Raw genomic sequence first — 15,889 nt, 5'->3', positions numbered from 1 at the left:
TCGACGAGCGCGCCCGTGAGCGCGCCGTGCGTGGGAGATGGAAAGATGTCCGCAGCTACTGCCGCCCCGAGCGCCGCGACCGCCGCGCCGCAAACCTTTGAAATTCGCCCGTTCAGTGGTGCCGTCGGCGCCGAAATCGTTGGCCTCGATCTGAGCCGGCCGGTCAATGACCAGGATTTCGCGCGCATTCATCGCGCGCACCTTGATTACCATGTCGTGGTGTTTCGCGACCAACGGATCACCCCGCAACAGCAGATCGATTTCAGCCGCCGCTTCGGTGTGCTGCAGATCCACGTGCTCAAGCAGTTCCTGCTGGCCAATCACCCGGAAATCCTCATCGTTTCCAACATCATCGAGAATGGCCAGAACATTGGTCTCGGTGACGCCGGCAAGTTCTGGCATTCCGATCTCTCCTATAAAGAGCTGCCGAGCCTCGGTTCGATGCTTCACGCCCAGGAATTGCCCGAGGAGGGTGGCGACACGCTGTTCGCCGACATGCACAAAGCCTGGGACAACCTGCCCGCCGCGCTGCGCAAGGCTGTCGAAGGCCGCTTCGCTGCGCACTCGTACACCGCGCGTTACAGCGAAACCAAATTCGAGGGCAACTGGCGCCCGACCCTGACCCCGGAACAACTGGCGCAAGTCGCCGAAGTCGTGCATCCGGTGGTGCGCACGCACCCGGAAAACGGCCGCAAGGCGCTGTTTGTCAGCGAAGGCTTCACCACGCGCATCGTCGGCCTGCCGGAAGACGAGAGTCAGCAACTGCTGAGTGAGCTCTACGCCCACAGCGTGCAGCCGCAAAACATCTACCGCCATCAGTGGCAACCGCATGATCTGGTGTTCTGGGACAACCGCTCGCTGATCCACCTCGCTGCCGGCTGCCCCGCGCACCTGCGCCGCAAGCTGTATCGCACGACCATCCAGGGCGATGCGCCTTTCTGATTTGCGGAGATTGATCAAACCATGAACGCTCCCTTGCCAGGCCACGCGGCCAGCAACCCGGTCGCTCGCAGCGAAGCGCTGCTGGCGGTCGATCACGTCAGCCTCGAATATCGCACGCCGCAACGCGTGGTGCGCGCTACCCACCAGGTCAGTTTCGAAATCGACCCGGCCGATCGTTACGTGCTGCTAGGCCCGTCCGGTTGCGGCAAGTCGACTTTGCTAAAAGCGGTCGCCGGTTTCATCCAGCCGTCCGAAGGCGAGATCCGCTTGCAAGGCCAGCGCGTCGAAGCGCCGGGGCCGGACCGGATTGTGGTGTTTCAAGAATTCGATCAACTACCGCCGTGGAAAACCGTCAAACAGAACGTGATGTTTCCGCTGCTGGCCTCGCGCACGCTGAACAAAAAACACGCCGAAGAACGTGCGCTGCACTATCTGGAAAAGGTCGGGTTGGCGGCGTTCGCCGATGCCTATCCGCACACCCTGTCGGGCGGCATGAAAGCGCGGGTCGCGATTGCCCGGGCACTGGCGATGCAACCGAAAATCCTCCTGATGGACGAGCCGTTCGCTGCACTGGACGCGCTGACCCGACGCAAGATGCAGGAGGAATTGCTGCTGCTCTGGCAAGAAGTGCGCTTCACCTTGCTGTTCGTCACCCATTCGATCGAAGAGGCGCTGGTGGTCGGCAATCGCATTCTGTTGCTGTCGCCCCATCCGGGGCGCGTGCGCGCCGAAGTGCACAGCCATCAATACGATCTGCACAGCCTTGGCGGTGTGGCGTTTCAGGAGTCGGCGCGGCGCATTCACCGACTGCTGTTCGACGAAGGCCAGTCGCCGGACACCGAACGTGATCACGACTTCAACGACATTCGCATCGCCTATTGAGCGGCCAGGAGGACTACCCGATGAGCCATTCATCATCTGTGCGTGAAGAATTCGAAATCGAGCTTGAGCCGCTGACGTCCGTGCCGGTCGAGCGTGAACTGTCGCTCGGTACGCGGCTGTGGCAGCAGGGCTGGCTGCGCAAAGGTTTGATCCTGATCGTTCTGGCGATCATCTGGGAAGTGGTCGCGCGGATCCAGAACAACGACTTGATGCTGCCGAGTTTCCTGCAGACCAGCCATGCGCTGTTCGACGGCTTGCTCAGCGGTGAGCTGTTGGTCAAGGTATGGATTTCGCTGGTGGTGCTGATCAAGGGTTATCTGATCGGTATCGTCCTCGCCTTCGCCCTGACCACGCTGGCGGTGTCGACGCAATTGGGCCGCGATCTGCTCAGCACAATGACTTCCATGCTCAACCCGCTACCGGCCATCGCGCTGTTGCCGCTGGCGCTACTGTGGTTTGGTCTGGGGCAGAACAGCCTGATTTTTGTGCTGGTGCATTCGGTGCTGTGGGCGTTGGCGCTGAACACCTATGCGGGATTCATGGGCGTCTCCGAGACGCTGCGCATGGCCGGGCGCAATTACGGTTTGAAAGGCTTGCGCCTGGTCCTGTTCATCCTGATTCCGGCGGCGCTGCCGTCGATTCTGGCCGGGCTGAAGATCGGCTGGGCGTTTGCCTGGCGCACCCTGATCGCGGCAGAACTGGTGTTCGGCGCCACCAGCGGCAAGGGCGGCCTCGGCTGGTACATCTTCCAGAACCGCAACGAACTGTACACCGACAAGGTGTTCGCCGGGTTGGCCGTGGTGATTCTGATTGGCTTGCTGGTGGAGAATCTGGTGTTCGATTCGCTGGAGCGGGTGACGGTGAAGCGGTGGGGTATGCAGCGCTGATTTTTGGTGTGGCGGCCGGCCTCATCGCTGGCAAGCCAGCTCCCACAGGTTTTGCGGTGGCCGCAAATATTGTGAACTCCCAAGGCACTGTGAGAGCTGGCTTGCCAGCGATGGCGTCCTGTCCGGCGCCGACATCTCTGAAAAATGTTTGCTAGCATTGCGCCCGGATCAATCCCGATCAGCCAAGAGTGCTCGGCATGCAACTCCCGGACATGAACCTGCTGGTCGCCCTCGACGCTCTGCTCGACGAGGGCAGTGTGGTCGGTGCGGCGCGGCGAATGAATCTCAGCCCGGCGGCGATGAGCCGCACGTTGACGCGGATCCGCGAGGCCATCGGCGATCCGATTCTGGTGCGCGCCGGCCGCGGTCTGGTACCGACACCCAAGGCCCTCGAGCTGCGCGAACAGGTGCGCGACGTGGTCGAGCAGGCCGCGCTGCTGTTTCGCTCTGCCGACAGCGTGGAACTGGGCACCCTGCGTCGGCGCTTCAGCATTCGCGCCAATGACTTTTTCGTCGGCGTCTACGGCGGCAAGCTCTTCGACACCCTCGACAAACTCGCCCCGCACTGCGAACTGCGCTTCGTCCCGGAAGGCGACGGCGACGACGAGGCGCTGCGCGAAGGACGCATCGACCTGAGCGTCAGCAACACCCGGCCGGTCACGCCTGAAGTGAAAGTGCAGAACCTGTTCTCGACGCATTTTGTCGGTCTGGTGCGCGAAGACCATCCGCTGCTCGATGGCGAAATCACCGCTGAGCGCTACGCCGGTTTTTCCCACATCAGCATGTCGCGCCGGGGCATCGCCCGCGGCCCTATCGATACCGCACTGAATGCGTTGGGCCTGGAGCGGCGGGTGGCGGTGATCGCGCCGAGTTTCCATGCGGCGATGTTCGCTCTGCCGGATTCCGACCTGATCCTGCCGGTACCCAAGGAAGCCCTGCTCAGTGTCCGCCGCCTGGGCCTGAAGCTACGCTCGTTCAACCTGCCGATCCCCTTGCCGATGCTGATGCTGACCCAAGCCTGGCACCCGCGCTTCGACAAGGACCCGGCAAACCGCTGGCTGCGCGAAACCCTGAAAACCTGCTGCGATGAAACGTGGCTGGCGGCACAGCCCTGATTCGCGAACCCACACAAACCCTCTGTAGGAGTGAGCCTGCTCGCGATAGCGGTGTGTCATTCGACACCTGAATCGACTGACAGACCGCTATCGCGAGCAGGCTCACTCCTACAGGTGTTAATCGTTGTGTCTGATGCACTTATAACCTGCCAATAAGTCAATTTTCGGCATTGCCAAGCCCCACTAAAATGCTCCGGTATTTTTCTCTCCGGAGCGTGTATTCATGACATCCCTGACGGCCGCGGCGCCTATCGCGGCGGCCAATCCGGCGACGGCGGCTGCGCCACCGGTGTTCGGGGCGCGGATCATCATTGGCCTGGTCGGCGTGCTGCTGGCGGTGCTGGTGTCGGGCCTCAACGAGATGGTGACCAAGGTCGCCCTCGCCGATATTCGCGGCGCGCTGCACATCGGTTACGACGAAGGCACCTGGCTGGTCGCCAGTTACACCGCCACCTCGGTCGCGGCCATGGCGTTCGCGCCGTGGTGCTCGGTGACCTTCTCGCTACGGCGCTTCACCTTGTGCGCGATCAGTCTGTTCACCTTGCTCGGTGTGCTGTGCCCGTTCGCGCCGAATTACGAAAGCCTGCTGCTGATGCGCACCTTGCAAGGGCTGGCGGGCGGCGCTTTGCCGCCGATGTTGATGACCGTCGCCCTGCGTTTCCTGCCGGCGAACATCAAGCTGTACGGACTGGCCGGTTATGCGCTCACCGCGACCTTCGGCCCGGGACTGGGCACGCCGCTGGCCGGTTTGTGGACCGAGTACGTCGGCTGGCAATGGACGTTCTGGCAAATCGTGGTGCCGTGCCTGATCGCCATGGCGGCGGTGGCCTATGGCATTCCGCAGGACCCGCTGCGCCTCGAACGCCTGAAAACCTTCAACTGGAAAGGCCTGCTGCTGGGGTTTCCGGCGATCTGCATGCTGGTCATCGGCCTGCTGCAAGGCAATCGCCTGGACTGGTTCGAATCGAACCTGATCTGCGCCTTGCTCGGTGCCGGCTCGCTGTTGCTGGTGGCGTTTCTGATCAACGAGTGGTCGCAGCCGATTCCGTTTTTCAAATTGCAGATGCTCGGCATTCGCAACCTGTCGTTCGCCCTGATGACGCTGGCCGGTGTGCTGGTGGTGTTACTCGCCGTGGTGCTGATTCCGTCGAGTTATCTGGCCCAGGTGCAAGGTTATCGCCCGGTGCAGACCGCGCCGATCATGCTGATCGCCGCCTTGCCGCAGTTGCTCGCGCTGCCGCTGGTGGCGGCGCTGTGCAACCTGCGCTGGGTCGATTGCCGCTGGGTGCTGGGGATCGGTTTGAGCCTGCTGGCGCTGTCATGCCTGGGCGGGTCGCATCTGACCTCGGCGTGGATTCGCGATGATTTTTATGTGCTGCAGTGGTTGCAGATTCTCGGCCAGCCGATGGCGGTGTTGCCGCTGCTGATGCTGTCCACCGGCAGCATCACCCCGCTCGACGGGCCGTTCGCCTCGGCGTGGTTCAACACCGTCAAAGGGCTGTCAGCGGTGATCGCCACCGGGGTGATCGAGGCGCTGACCACCTCGCGCCTGCATTTTCATTCGAGCATGTTGGTCGACAGTCTCGGCAATTCGCCGCTGGCCGATCAAAGCGATCCGGGGCTCGCCCATCGCCTGCACGAACAGGCCGTGGTGCTGACTTCTTCGGATCTTTATCTATGCATGGCCGGCGTCGCGCTGGTTTTGATTCTGCTGATTTTCTGGCTGCCGACGCGGATCTATCCGCCGCGCGCGCCGACTTGATCGCTGCACTGAAACAGAAGGTTTTTATGACGACTCAAGCAAAGCAAAAACTCGCGGCGGCCGTTGCCGCTGCGCTGGCCGTCGGCGTGCTGGTGTATCTGGCGCTGCCCGGCCTGTTTGGTAAACGCACCGAGCAAAGCACCAACGATGCCTTTATCTCGGCGGACTACACGCTGGTGGTGCCGCGCGTCGCCGGGTTCATCAAGCAAGTGCTGGTCGAGGACAACCAGCAGGTCAAGGCCGGGCAATTGCTGGCGCTGATCGATGACCGTGATTTACGTGCCGCGGCTGAAGCGGCGGACGCGCAAACCCTGGTCGCGCGAGCGCAGCTACAGAATGCCCAGGCGACGCTGGAGCGCCAGACCTCACTGATTGCCCAGGCTCAGGCCTCGGTGGTGTCGGCCAAGGCTGAGATGGCATTCGCCCAGCAGGAACTGAACCGCTACAACCACCTCGCCGGTGTCGGTGCCGGCACGGTGCAGAATGCACAACAGGCGCGTACGCGGATCGATCAAGCCTCGGCGCAGCTCGACACGGCGACGGCGAAACTGGCCGCCGAGCGTAAGCAAGTGGAAATCCTCACGGCGCAACGGGACGCCGCCGAAGGCAGTCTGAAACACGCGCAAGCGGCGCTGGAAATCGCCAGTTTCAACCTCTCCTACACGCGCATCACCGCGCCACAGGACGGCATGATCGGCGAGCGCGCGGTGCGTGTCGGCGCCTACGTGACGCCGGGCAGCAAGCTGTTGGCGGTGGTGCCGTTGCAGCAGGCCTATGTAGTAGCGAATTTTCAGGAAACCCAGTTGACCGACGTGCAGCCGGGGCAGGACGTGCAGGTGCGCGTCGACAGCCTTGGTGGTGAAACGTTAAGCGGCCGCGTCGAAAGTATTGCGCCAGCGACCGGCGTGACGTTTGCCGCGGTGAAGCCGGACAACGCCACCGGTAACTTCACCAAAGTCGTGCAGCGGATTCCGGTGAAAATCATGCTGGAGCCGGGCCAGCCATTGGCCGAGCGGTTGCGGGTGGGGATGTCGGTGGAGGCGAGCATTCATACCGCGGATGTGAAGGCCGATCGCGAGGTGGTACAGCGATGACCGGTGTTGAATTGACTGGCCTCATCGCTGGCAAGCCAGCTCCCACAGGGTCCATGGGCAGCCCTGAAAAATCTGGACAGCCCGCGCAATCCCTGTGGGAGCTGGCTTGCCAGCGATGGGGCCAGTGGCAGCACATCACTTTGGGTGCGTTGCTCACCATGAGTCTCAGCGCTTGCACTGTCGGCCCGGACTTCCAAAAGCCCGAAGCCACGCAAATCAGCGACTGGGCCAGACCCGCCAAATCCGCCCCCAGCCAGGCCGTCAGCGAACCGCTCAACGAGCGCTGGTGGGAAGTTTTCAACGATCCGCAGCTCTCGGCACTCACCCAGCGCGCCGTGCGCAGCAACCTCGATTTGCAACTGGCCAGCAGCCGCCTGCAGCAAAGCCGCGCGGCCCGTCAGGTGATCACCGCCGAGCGTTACCCGAACACCGCCGCCAGCGGCAGCTACGCACGCAAGCGCAACAGTGGCGAAGGCTTGAACGATCCATCGGGGCATAACGGCGATTCAGCGTTCAACCTGTGGGATGCCGGTTTCTCCGCATCCTGGGAGCTGGACTTCTGGGGTCGTGTGCGCCGTGAAACCGAAGCCGCTGACGCCAATCTGCAAGTCGCCGATAACGACCGCCGTGGTGTCTTATTGACCGTGCTGGCCGACACCGCGCAAAGCTACATCCAGTTGCGCGGCGTGCAGAACACCCGCGCCGTCACCGAACAGAACCTCGACGTCGCCCGTCACAGCCTCAAGCTTTCGCAACTGCGACTGGCCGACGGTGTGGCGACCGATCTGGACGTCGCCGAAGCCGCCGCGCAAGTCGCCGCCATCGAAGCGCGTCTGCCGGCGCTGGAGCAGCGCCAGGCGCAACTGATCAACGCAATCAGCCTGTTGATGGGCGAACCGCCGCATGCCTTGGCCAAAGAGTTATCCACCGACGCAGCGGTGCCGCAGTCGCCGTTGCAAGTAGCGATCGGCCTGCCATCGCAACTGGCCGAACGACGCCCCGACATCCGCCAGGCCGAAGCACGCCTGCACGCGGCCACCGCCATGATCGGCGTGGCCAAGGGTGATTTCTACCCACGCATCACCTTGTCCGGCAACCTCGGCTCGCAAGCCATGCAGCTCAGCGATTTCGGTTCATGGGGCTCGCGCGCGTTCGGCATTGGCCCACAGTTCAGCCTGCCGCTCTTCGACGGCGGGCGCCTGCGCGGCATGCTGCAACTGCGCGAAGCGCAACAGCAGGAAGCGGCCATCGCCTATCAGCAAACCGTGCTGCGCGCCTGGCATGAAATCGACGATCAGCTCAGCGCTTACAACGCCAGCCAGCGCCGCCGCGACAGCCTCGCCGAAGCTGTGCGCCAGAACCAGATCGCCCTGCGCACCGCGCAGCAACAATACGTCGAAGGCGTGTCCGATTTCGTCAACGTCCTCACCGTGCAGAGCGCTTTGCTGGCGACCCAGGAACAGTGGGTAGAAAGCTCCACCGGCGTTTCGCTGGCGGTGGTCGGCTTGTACAAGGCACTGGGTGGCGGATGGCAATCGGTGTATCCGGCGCAGCCGATGGCTGCGGCTACGCCGGACGTCGCGAAGCCCTGAACCAACAGCGCCAGCTATGCTCAACTCCAATGGATCAAGCAGTTCAACGCCACGCCTGAATGCCAGAGGAGTTGCAGCATGGAAAAACCACAACACAGCCTCCCGGCCCTGTTCAAACAGCTCGGCCTCGCTGACGACGCCACCGGCATCGACCAATTCATCGCCAGCCATTCCCCGCTCAAGCCGGATTTACATTTGGCCGATGCGTTTTTCTGGTCGAAAAGCCAGGCGCAGTTCTTGCGCGACGAGATTCTGGAGGATGCGGATTGGGCGGAGGTGGTGGATCAGTTGGATGTGATGTTGCGTAAGGGGCGAGTGAGATGACTAGAGTGATCCTTTGCGACCTCTGTCACCGCAACAATTGATAAGCTTCGATATCGACCGAAATTTCGATCGCATTCAAGGCCCTCACCATGCAAGACGTTCTGGCCGATATGGCTGTCAGTATTTCTGAATTGAAGAAAAATCCTTCTGCCGTGCTAAAAGGCGCGAAAGGCGGTGTTGTGGCAATACTCAATCACCACCGGGTCGTGGGCTACATGGTGCCTGCTGACGTGTATGGAGCGTTGGTCGAGCGGCTTGATGATCTTGAGCTTATGCAAATTATGAGTTCCCGAGCTCACGAAACACCCATTTCGTTACGTCTGGATGATTTGTAGGTTTAAGTTTCTGTCGTCGGGGAACCACGAGTGGAGCAAGCTGCGTCGTTCGTAGCGGGAGCAATCACGCAAGGGGTGCAGCGTGTAAAAAAAAATGTAGGAAAGGGCTGAAATGTAAAAAAAACATGGTTGCTGTAAAAAAATCTGGGCTTTAATCGTCGCTGTAGATTTTTTGTGGAAGATGACGATGCCAACTGTTGGATACGCCTACCTGCGTGACGCGCTGAAGCTCAAGGCATTCACTCCAAAGCGCATCGCTATGATCAAACCGGTCACCAGAATTACCTTGATCGGTGATTGTCTTGCTGTTCCAGCCGCCGTTGCGCCTGCACGGGGATCAACGCTAGAGCACATTCTGTTTGCGCTAAAGCATGAAGGAATAAACCTGTGCATTCTTGCCCAGGCGCTGGAATTTGTTGAAGCGAGCGATTTATCAAGCGAGCTGGGCAGATCCCCTAATGGCGTATTTATCCGTAAGACCTGTTTTCTATGGGAAAGCTTTACCGGCAAACAGCTGGACTACTCCGTCCCGGTTCGAGGCAGCGTCGTCGCCTTGTTCGATCCCAAGCGATACGTCACCGGGCCAGCGGTTCGGAATAGTCGCTGGCGAGTCGATTTCAATGGTTTGGGGTCATTGCATTACTGCGCCACCGTTGAACGAACGGTGAGGCTACAGGAGCTGATCGATCTGGACATCGTTGGGCGAGCCCAGGTTTTCATGGCGACGTTGCCGCCGGAGATGATGGATCGGGCAATCAATTGGGCCTATCTGCATGAGACTCGCGATTCCTTCGCTATCGAGAAAGAAGAGCCCAGCGAAGAAAAATCGCGGCGATTTGTTCGACTTTTGCGCCAAGCTCACGAGCGTACAGAGCTGAGCGAGGACTATCTGGTCGAGTTGCAAAACAGCACGGTCTCGAATCCCTTCGATAAAGCAGTGCTCTTCCGTCATCAACAGAACCATTTACACAACGGCTTGAGAGGCGCCGCGGGCGTCAGTTATGTGCCGCCAGCTGCGCAATTGTGTCGTGAGTTGATGGAGGAGTTGATGACGTTCGCCAATCACTCAGCGAAGCAGGTGGAGCCGCTGATAGCGGCAGCGGTTGTGGCTTTCGGTTTTGTTTTTCTTCACCCATTCATGGATGGCAACGGGCGACTCTCACGCTTCCTCATTCACCAGATCCTCTGCCAGTCCGGTGCTCTGCGAAATGGCTTTTTGTTACCCGTTTCCGTGGCGATGAAGCATGAGGAATCCAACTATCTGCAAACGCTGAAAGCGTTCTCGAAACCAGCGAGAGAGTTTTGGAGTGTCACTTGGCTGGACTCCGACCAGATGACATTCGATTTCATCGGTCACGACGCTATCTACCGATTCTGGGATGCTACTCATTGCGCAGAATTTACTTTGCAGATGGCCTTGCGAGCGCTTGAGGTTGAGCTACGAGAGGAGACTGAATTTCTTGAAAAATACGATTTCGTCATCAAAGCGGTAAATGATCGTTTCGATGTTCGAGGAAGCGATCTTTCGAGGTTGGTGATGATGTGCCTGGACAACGCTGGGAAGGTTTCAAAACATCGCCGCAAGCAATTTCAGTACAGCGTGTCGGAGGAGGTGTTCGACTTTATCGAGGAAATGTCCTCAGCCTATGGAGGCTAAAGCTTCAATTAAGTGCGAGCACTGGTGCCAGGCCCTGGACTGTTGAAGGCGTTCAATCAAAGAGCTGTGGCGAACCCCCCCTCACATATTTGTTTCAAAACTTGACTGAATTTCCTCTCCAATGCGATATTGATAGTTAGCAAACTAACAGTGTTCGTTTCCCGTGTCCGATTCCCTCGACAATCTCCAGATGAACATCAGCAGCGCAATGGTGGTGGCCGCGCGGCATTGGCGGAAGATCTGCCAGACCACGCTGGTGAACTATGGAATTTCCGAAGCCTGCGCCGTTCCATTGTTGATGATCGGGCGTCTTGGCGAAGGTGTGCGCCAGGTTCAGGTGGCTCAGGCCGCCGGCATGGAGAGCCCGTCGCTAGTGCGCTTGCTCGATCAGTTGTGTCATTCCGGTTACGTCTGCCGTACCGAAGATGCCCAGGATCGCCGCGCCAAATGTCTGAGCCTGACCGACCGTGGTCGTGAGCTGGTGCAAGCGGTGGAGGTCGAGCTGGTGCGCTTGCGCCATGAAGTGCTCGAAGGCATTGAGCGCAGTGATCTGGAAGCTACGCTTCGGGTACTCAGGGCTTTTGAGGCGGCCAGTCCGCCTGTGGTGGTCAATTCTTGAACGGTTTTTTCACTGGCATTCCGCCGGCCCGGGACTGGTTCTACGGGGTCCGTACCTTTGCAGCGTCGATGATTGCGCTGTACATCGCGCTGCTCATGCAAATGCCGCGTCCGTATTGGGCGATGGCTACGGTGTATATCGTCTCCAGCCCGTTTCTCGGCCCGACGAGTTCCAAGGCCTTGTACCGTGCAATCGGCACTTTTCTCGGCGCTACCGCGGCGGTGCTATTTGTGCCGATGTTCGTGCAGAGCCCGTATGTGCTGGTGGTGGTGATCGCCTTGTGGACCGGGATCCTGCTGTTCATGTCGCTGCACCTGCGCACCGCCAACAGTTACGCGTTGATGCTTGCCGGTTACACCTTGCCGCTGATCGCCCTGCCAGTGGTCGATAACCCGCTGGCGGTATGGGATGTGGCCGAGGCGCGGACCGAAGAGATTTTTCTCGGCATCGCCGTCGCCGCGGTGGTCGGGGCGATGTTCTGGCCGCGTCGCCTGGCACCGGTGTTCAACGATGCGGTGGGCAAGTGGTTTGCCGATGCCACCACCTACAGCCAGAAGTTTCTCAGCCGCGATGTGCAGCCCGAGGAAGTCACGGCTTTGCGCATGGCCATGGTCGCCAGTTTCAACAGTCTTGAACTGATGATCGGCCAGTTGCCCCACGAAGGCGCGCGTCCGCAGACCGTGCGCAACACCAAGGAGCTGCGCGGGCGGATGATCCACCTGCTGCCGGTGATCGATGCGCTGGAAGATTCGCTGTATGCCCTCGAGCGGCGCACCCCGGAACTGGTCGAACAATTCCAGCCGCTGCTGATGGCAGCTCGCGAATGGCTGAGCCATGCAGATGCTGACCTCGGTCGCTGGCAAGCGCTGAAAGATCAGCTCGAAGCTTTACAGCCGAGCGCTGAGGCGCTGGAAGACCGCAAACAGTTGCTGTTCTCCAACGCGCTGTATCGCCTCGGTGAATTCATCGATCTGTGGCAGGACTGTCGCAGTCTGCAGGACGCGATTCTGTGCGAACGCCAGGACAGCTGGCGCGCCGTTTATCGCCACTGGCGCCTCGGCCGGTTGACGCCGTTCATTGATCGCGGGCTGATGCTGTATTCAGTGGCGTCGACGATTCTGGCGATCATTGTCGCTTCGGTGTTGTGGATTCTGCTCGGCTGGCCGGACGGCGGCAGCGCGGTGATTCTAGCCGCGGTCGCGTGCAGTTTCTTCGCCTCGATGGATGACCCGGCACCGCAGATTTACCGGTTCTTTTTCTGGACCGGCATGTCGGTGCTGTTCGCCAGCCTTTATCTGTTTTTGATCCTGCCCAACCTGCATGACTTCCCGATGTTGGTTCTGGCGTTTTCCGTACCGTTCATTTGCGTCGGCACGCTGACCGTGCAGCCGCGTTTTTATCTGGGCATGCTGCTGACGCTGGTCAACACCTCGTCGTTCATCAGCATTCAGGGCGCTTACGATGCCGACTTTTTCGCTTTCGTGAATTCCAACCTGGCAGGGCCGATCGGCCTGCTGTTCGCTTTCATCTGGACGCTGGTGGCGCGGCCGTTCGGCGCGGAACTGGCGGCCAAGCGTCTGACCCGTTTCAGCTGGAAAGACATTGTGCGCATGACCGAGCCGGCCAACCTCGCCGAGCACCGGCAACTGGGCGTGCAACTGCTTGATCGGCTGATGCAGCATTTGCCGCGTCTGGCCCTGACCGGCCAAGACACCGGCATCGCCATGCGCGAAGTGCGCGTGGGGCTGAACATGCTCGATTTGCTGGCCTACACCCCGCGCGTCACCGGTGCGGCCAAGGCTTTGTTGCAGCAAGTGGTCAGCGAGGTCGGCGAGTATTTCCGCGCCTGCCTCAAGGCTGGCGAACGCCTGCCAGCGCCGAGCGGTCTGCTGATGACCCTCGACCGTACCCGTCGCGCGCTGAATGGCCAGGGTGACCATGAAACCCGTCTGCATCTGCTGCACGCCCTGAGCGGTTTGCGTCTGGCCCTGCTGCCCGGCGTCGAATTCGTCTCCAGCGCCGAGCCCGAAGAACCGCTGCCCGATGGAGCGCCCCTATGATTGGTGATCTGGACATCAGCGGCATCTTTCTGCCGACGCTGCTGGTTTTGATGGGCATCACCTATGTGTTGTTTGTGTTGGTGCATGGCGTGCTGCAACGCCTGCGCTTTTACCGTCTGGTCTGGCACCGGGCATTGTTCAACGTGGCGCTTTACGCCGTGCTGCTGTACGGCGTGGACTCACTCAGTCGATACCTGATGACATGAAAAAACCGTTTCTGACTATTGGTCGCGTGGTCCTGACCCTGCTGATCGTGACGTTCGCCGTGGTCCTCGTCTGGCGCATGGTGATGTATTACATGTTTGCGCCGTGGACCCGCGACGGCCACATCCGCGCCGACATCATTCAGATCGCCCCGGACGTGTCCGGGCTGATCCAGCAGGTGGAAGTGAAGGACAACCAGCTGATCAAGCGCGGCCAGGTGTTGTTCAGCATCGACCAGGACCGTTTCAAACTGGCCCTGCGTCAGGCCAAGGCTGCGGTCGCCGACCGCGAAGAAACCCTCGCTCAGGCGCAGCGGGAAGCCAAGCGCAACCGTGGCTTGGGCAACCTGGTGCCGGCCGAGCAACTGGAAGAAAGCCAGTCGCGCGTGGCGCGCGCGCAATCGGCGCTGGCCGAGGCGTTGGTGGCAGTGGACAGTGCGCAGCTCAACCTCGACCGTTCGGTGATCCGCAGCCCGGTCGACGGTTACGTCAACGACCGCGCGCCGCGTCCGCAGGAATTCGTCACCGCCGGGCGGCCGGTGTTGTCGGTGGTCGACAGCAATTCCTTCCACATCGACGGCTACTTCGAAGAAACCAAACTCGACGGCATTCATGTCGGTCAGTCAGTGGATATCCGCGTGATCGGCGACCGCGCCAGATTGCGCGGCCACGTCGAAAGCATCGTTGCCGGCATCGAGGACCGTGACCGCACCAGCGGCAGCAACCTGTTGCCCAACGTCAACCCGGCGTTCAGCTGGGTGCGTCTGGCGCAGCGGATTCCGGTGCGTATCGCGTTTGATGAGGTGCCGGCAGATTTCCGCATGATCGCCGGTCGCACGGCCACGGTAGCGATCATTGATGATCAGCAGCAGGAGCCGGCGCAATGAGCAGGGCGCTGATGATCGCCGGGCTGGGCCTGATGCTCTCGGCGTGTCAGGTGGTCGGGCCGGATTATCAGGTGCCTGACGACGCGGCGATTCAGCGCAAGGACATTCAGGGCGAACTGACGGTGGCCGGCAAACCAGTGGTCTCGGCGCCGGTGCCGGCGGACTGGTGGCGGCTGTATCAGGATCCGCGTCTGGATCAACTGGTGCAGCAGGCCATGGCCTCCAACAGCGATTTGCGCGTGGCCGCAGCCAACCTGCAGCGCGCGCGGGCGCAGGTCGATGAAGCCGAAGCGGCGGGCGGCTGGAGCGGCGGGGTGAAAATGGGCGCCCAGCGGTTGCAGGAATCCGGGCAGGCGTTTCTGCTGCCGGAGAAAGTGCCGGTGGCCAACATTGCCGATATCGGCATCAGCGCTTCGTATCAGTTCGACCTCTGGGGCACGTTGCAACGCGGCATCGAAGCGGCGAAAGCCAACGCCGATGCGACTCAGGCCGCCGCCGATACCGCGCGCATCACCTTGGTTGCCGATGTTGTGCGCGCCTACACCCAGGTCTGTGCCGCCAACGAAGAGCGCGAGATCGCTCAGCATTCCCTCGACCTGCAATCGCAAAGCACGTCGTTGATCCAGCGTCTGCGCGACGCCGGGCGTGGCGACGAAACTCAGGTCACCCGTTCGCAAACCCAATTCAAATCCCTGCGCGCGGATATGCCGCGCTACGAAGCGGCGCGTCAGGCCGGTTTGTTCCGTCTGTCGATGCTGCTGGCCAAACCGGTCGATCAATTGCCCGCTGGCACTGCCAGTTGCGCGGAACTGCCGAAAATCGCCCAGTTGCTGCCGGTCGGTGACGGCGCCGCATTGCTCAAGCGGCGCCCGGATATCCGTCAGGCCGAACGGCGTCTGGCCGCTGCCACGGCCGGGATCGGCATCGCCACCGGCGAGTTGTACCCGGACATCAGCATCGGCGCGACCATCGGCACGGTCGGCATCATCGATGACCTTGGTGATCCGTCGACCAATCGCTGGGGCTTTGGCCCGTCGCTGAACTGGAAAGTGCCGACCAACGGCGCCCGCGCGCGCATCCGCGAAGCCGAGGCCAACACCCAGGGCGCACTGGCGCATTTCGACGGCGTGGTGCTCAACGCTATCCGCGAAACCCAGACCGGTCTGGCCCAGTACAGTGCGCTGCTGCAACGCCGCGACGCCTTGGCCGAGGCCGAGCAGTCAGCCAAACTGGCCGCCGAGCAGACGCACCGCTTCTTCCAGGCTGGCCGCGAGTCGTTCCTCGCCGACCTGCAAGCGACCCGCACCTACACCGATGTCACCGCGCAACTGGCCGCCGCCAACACCCAAGTCGCGATGAGCCAGATCGATTTGTTCCTCGCCTTGGGCGGTGGCTGGGAAAGCGGACGAACGCACGCTTCAAGTCCCGGCAAACCCTGAGGCCATTGCTATGCTTTGAGGTGTTGGAGGCGCGCCCCGTGCAAAGCGCGCCTTCTGCACGCATCGCTGGCGCTGGTCCGGGGGAAACCAA

The 15,889-nt window shown here is 61.1% G+C and carries 15 protein-coding genes; all 15 read left to right on the top strand.

All coding sequences use genetic code 11. The features are described 5' to 3' along the window. Positions 1-45: 45 nt before the first annotated feature. The 15 genes from J3P93_RS26770 (at position 46) to J3P93_RS26700 (ending at position 15,798) form a co-directional block, all read left to right on the top strand. Complete coding sequence (locus tag J3P93_RS26770) at positions 46-942, top strand: TauD/TfdA dioxygenase family protein (protein WP_434593714.1); 897 nt, start codon at positions 46-48, stop codon at positions 940-942. Positions 943-963: 21 nt separating this feature from the next. After that, positions 964-1,824, top strand: coding sequence for an ABC transporter ATP-binding protein (locus tag J3P93_RS26765; protein WP_434593712.1), 861 nt, complete (start codon positions 964-966; stop codon positions 1,822-1,824). A 20-nt stretch (positions 1,825-1,844) separates the two neighbouring features. Next, positions 1,845-2,711, top strand: coding sequence for an ABC transporter permease (locus J3P93_RS26760; protein ID WP_434593709.1), 867 nt, complete (start codon positions 1,845-1,847; stop codon positions 2,709-2,711). A 197-nt stretch (positions 2,712-2,908) separates the two neighbouring features. Next, complete coding sequence (locus J3P93_RS26755) at positions 2,909-3,826, top strand: LysR family transcriptional regulator (RefSeq protein ID WP_434593706.1); 918 nt, start codon at positions 2,909-2,911, stop codon at positions 3,824-3,826. A gap of 223 nt (positions 3,827-4,049) precedes the next feature. After that, complete coding sequence (locus J3P93_RS26750) at positions 4,050-5,588, top strand: MFS transporter (protein WP_434593704.1); 1,539 nt, start codon at positions 4,050-4,052, stop codon at positions 5,586-5,588. Positions 5,589-5,614: 26 nt separating this feature from the next. Continuing rightward, positions 5,615-6,682, top strand: a complete 1,068-nt coding sequence (locus tag J3P93_RS26745) for an HlyD family secretion protein (RefSeq protein WP_434593701.1) — start codon at positions 5,615-5,617, stop codon at positions 6,680-6,682. Beyond that, positions 6,679-8,274 carry an efflux transporter outer membrane subunit gene (locus J3P93_RS26740; protein WP_434593698.1) on the top strand — a complete coding sequence of 532 codons (1,596 nt, stop codon included), beginning with the start codon at positions 6,679-6,681 and terminating at the stop codon, positions 8,272-8,274. Before J3P93_RS26745 ends, J3P93_RS26740 begins: the two co-directional genes overlap by 4 nt. Positions 8,275-8,352: 78 nt before the next feature. Then, the gene (locus J3P93_RS26735) at positions 8,353-8,598 is read left to right on the top strand and encodes a DUF2789 domain-containing protein (protein ID WP_434593695.1); all 246 of its coding nucleotides are present in this window, start codon (positions 8,353-8,355) and stop codon (positions 8,596-8,598) included. Positions 8,599-8,687: 89 nt separating this feature from the next. Then, positions 8,688-8,933 carry a type II toxin-antitoxin system Phd/YefM family antitoxin gene (locus J3P93_RS26730; protein ID WP_394505869.1) on the top strand — a complete coding sequence of 82 codons (246 nt, stop codon included), beginning with the start codon at positions 8,688-8,690 and terminating at the stop codon, positions 8,931-8,933. Between the two features lie 187 nt (positions 8,934-9,120). Continuing rightward, positions 9,121-10,590 carry a Fic family protein gene (locus J3P93_RS26725; protein ID WP_434593691.1) on the top strand — a complete coding sequence of 490 codons (1,470 nt, stop codon included), beginning with the start codon at positions 9,121-9,123 and terminating at the stop codon, positions 10,588-10,590. 190 nt (positions 10,591-10,780) lie between these two features. Beyond that, complete coding sequence (locus J3P93_RS26720) at positions 10,781-11,209, top strand: MarR family winged helix-turn-helix transcriptional regulator (protein WP_434598506.1); 429 nt, start codon at positions 10,781-10,783, stop codon at positions 11,207-11,209. Then, complete coding sequence (locus J3P93_RS26715; RefSeq protein WP_434593688.1) at positions 11,206-13,269, top strand: FUSC family protein; 2,064 nt, start codon at positions 11,206-11,208, stop codon at positions 13,267-13,269. The genes J3P93_RS26720 and J3P93_RS26715 overlap by 4 nt, the downstream gene beginning before the upstream one ends. Then, entirely contained in the window at positions 13,266-13,475 is a 210-nt protein-coding gene (locus J3P93_RS26710; RefSeq protein ID WP_434593685.1) for a DUF1656 domain-containing protein, read from the top strand. The genes J3P93_RS26715 and J3P93_RS26710 overlap by 4 nt, the downstream gene beginning before the upstream one ends. Then, a complete protein-coding gene (locus tag J3P93_RS26705; protein ID WP_434593682.1) occupies positions 13,472-14,359 on the top strand; it encodes an efflux RND transporter periplasmic adaptor subunit in 888 nt (295 codons plus the stop codon). The genes J3P93_RS26710 and J3P93_RS26705 overlap by 4 nt, the downstream gene beginning before the upstream one ends. After that, a complete protein-coding gene (locus J3P93_RS26700) occupies positions 14,356-15,798 on the top strand; it encodes an efflux transporter outer membrane subunit (protein WP_434593679.1) in 1,443 nt (480 codons plus the stop codon). Before J3P93_RS26705 ends, J3P93_RS26700 begins: the two co-directional genes overlap by 4 nt. Positions 15,799-15,889 lie beyond the last annotated feature (91 nt).

Origin of the sequence: Pseudomonas sp. R3-57 (assembly GCF_051132065.1) — a bacterium.
In the GTDB taxonomy this organism is placed as follows: Bacteria; Pseudomonadota; Gammaproteobacteria; order Pseudomonadales; family Pseudomonadaceae; genus Aquipseudomonas.
This window is presented reverse-complemented; position numbering and strand designations above follow the sequence as displayed.

What these genes read in the sequence shown, in the direction of transcription:
- J3P93_RS26700 (WP_434593679.1), top strand. Translation starts at nt 14,356, where the DNA reads ATGAGCAGGGCGCTGATGATCGCCGGGCTGGGCCTGATGCTCTCGGCG.
- J3P93_RS26730 (WP_394505869.1), top strand. Translation starts at nt 8,688, where the DNA reads ATGCAAGACGTTCTGGCCGATATGGCTGTCAGTATTTCTGAATTGAAG.
- J3P93_RS26710 (WP_434593685.1), top strand. Translation starts at nt 13,266, where the DNA reads ATGATTGGTGATCTGGACATCAGCGGCATCTTTCTGCCGACGCTGCTG.
- J3P93_RS26755 (WP_434593706.1), top strand. Translation starts at nt 2,909, where the DNA reads ATGCAACTCCCGGACATGAACCTGCTGGTCGCCCTCGACGCTCTGCTC.
- J3P93_RS26705 (WP_434593682.1), top strand. Translation starts at nt 13,472, where the DNA reads ATGAAAAAACCGTTTCTGACTATTGGTCGCGTGGTCCTGACCCTGCTG.
- J3P93_RS26760 (WP_434593709.1), top strand. Translation starts at nt 1,845, where the DNA reads ATGAGCCATTCATCATCTGTGCGTGAAGAATTCGAAATCGAGCTTGAG.
- J3P93_RS26720 (WP_434598506.1), top strand. Translation starts at nt 10,781, where the DNA reads ATGAACATCAGCAGCGCAATGGTGGTGGCCGCGCGGCATTGGCGGAAG.
- J3P93_RS26745 (WP_434593701.1), top strand. Translation starts at nt 5,615, where the DNA reads ATGACGACTCAAGCAAAGCAAAAACTCGCGGCGGCCGTTGCCGCTGCG.
- J3P93_RS26735 (WP_434593695.1), top strand. Translation starts at nt 8,353, where the DNA reads ATGGAAAAACCACAACACAGCCTCCCGGCCCTGTTCAAACAGCTCGGC.
- J3P93_RS26770 (WP_434593714.1), top strand. Translation starts at nt 46, where the DNA reads ATGTCCGCAGCTACTGCCGCCCCGAGCGCCGCGACCGCCGCGCCGCAA.
- J3P93_RS26750 (WP_434593704.1), top strand. Translation starts at nt 4,050, where the DNA reads ATGACATCCCTGACGGCCGCGGCGCCTATCGCGGCGGCCAATCCGGCG.
- J3P93_RS26725 (WP_434593691.1), top strand. Translation starts at nt 9,121, where the DNA reads ATGCCAACTGTTGGATACGCCTACCTGCGTGACGCGCTGAAGCTCAAG.
- J3P93_RS26765 (WP_434593712.1), top strand. Translation starts at nt 964, where the DNA reads ATGAACGCTCCCTTGCCAGGCCACGCGGCCAGCAACCCGGTCGCTCGC.
- J3P93_RS26740 (WP_434593698.1), top strand. Translation starts at nt 6,679, where the DNA reads ATGACCGGTGTTGAATTGACTGGCCTCATCGCTGGCAAGCCAGCTCCC.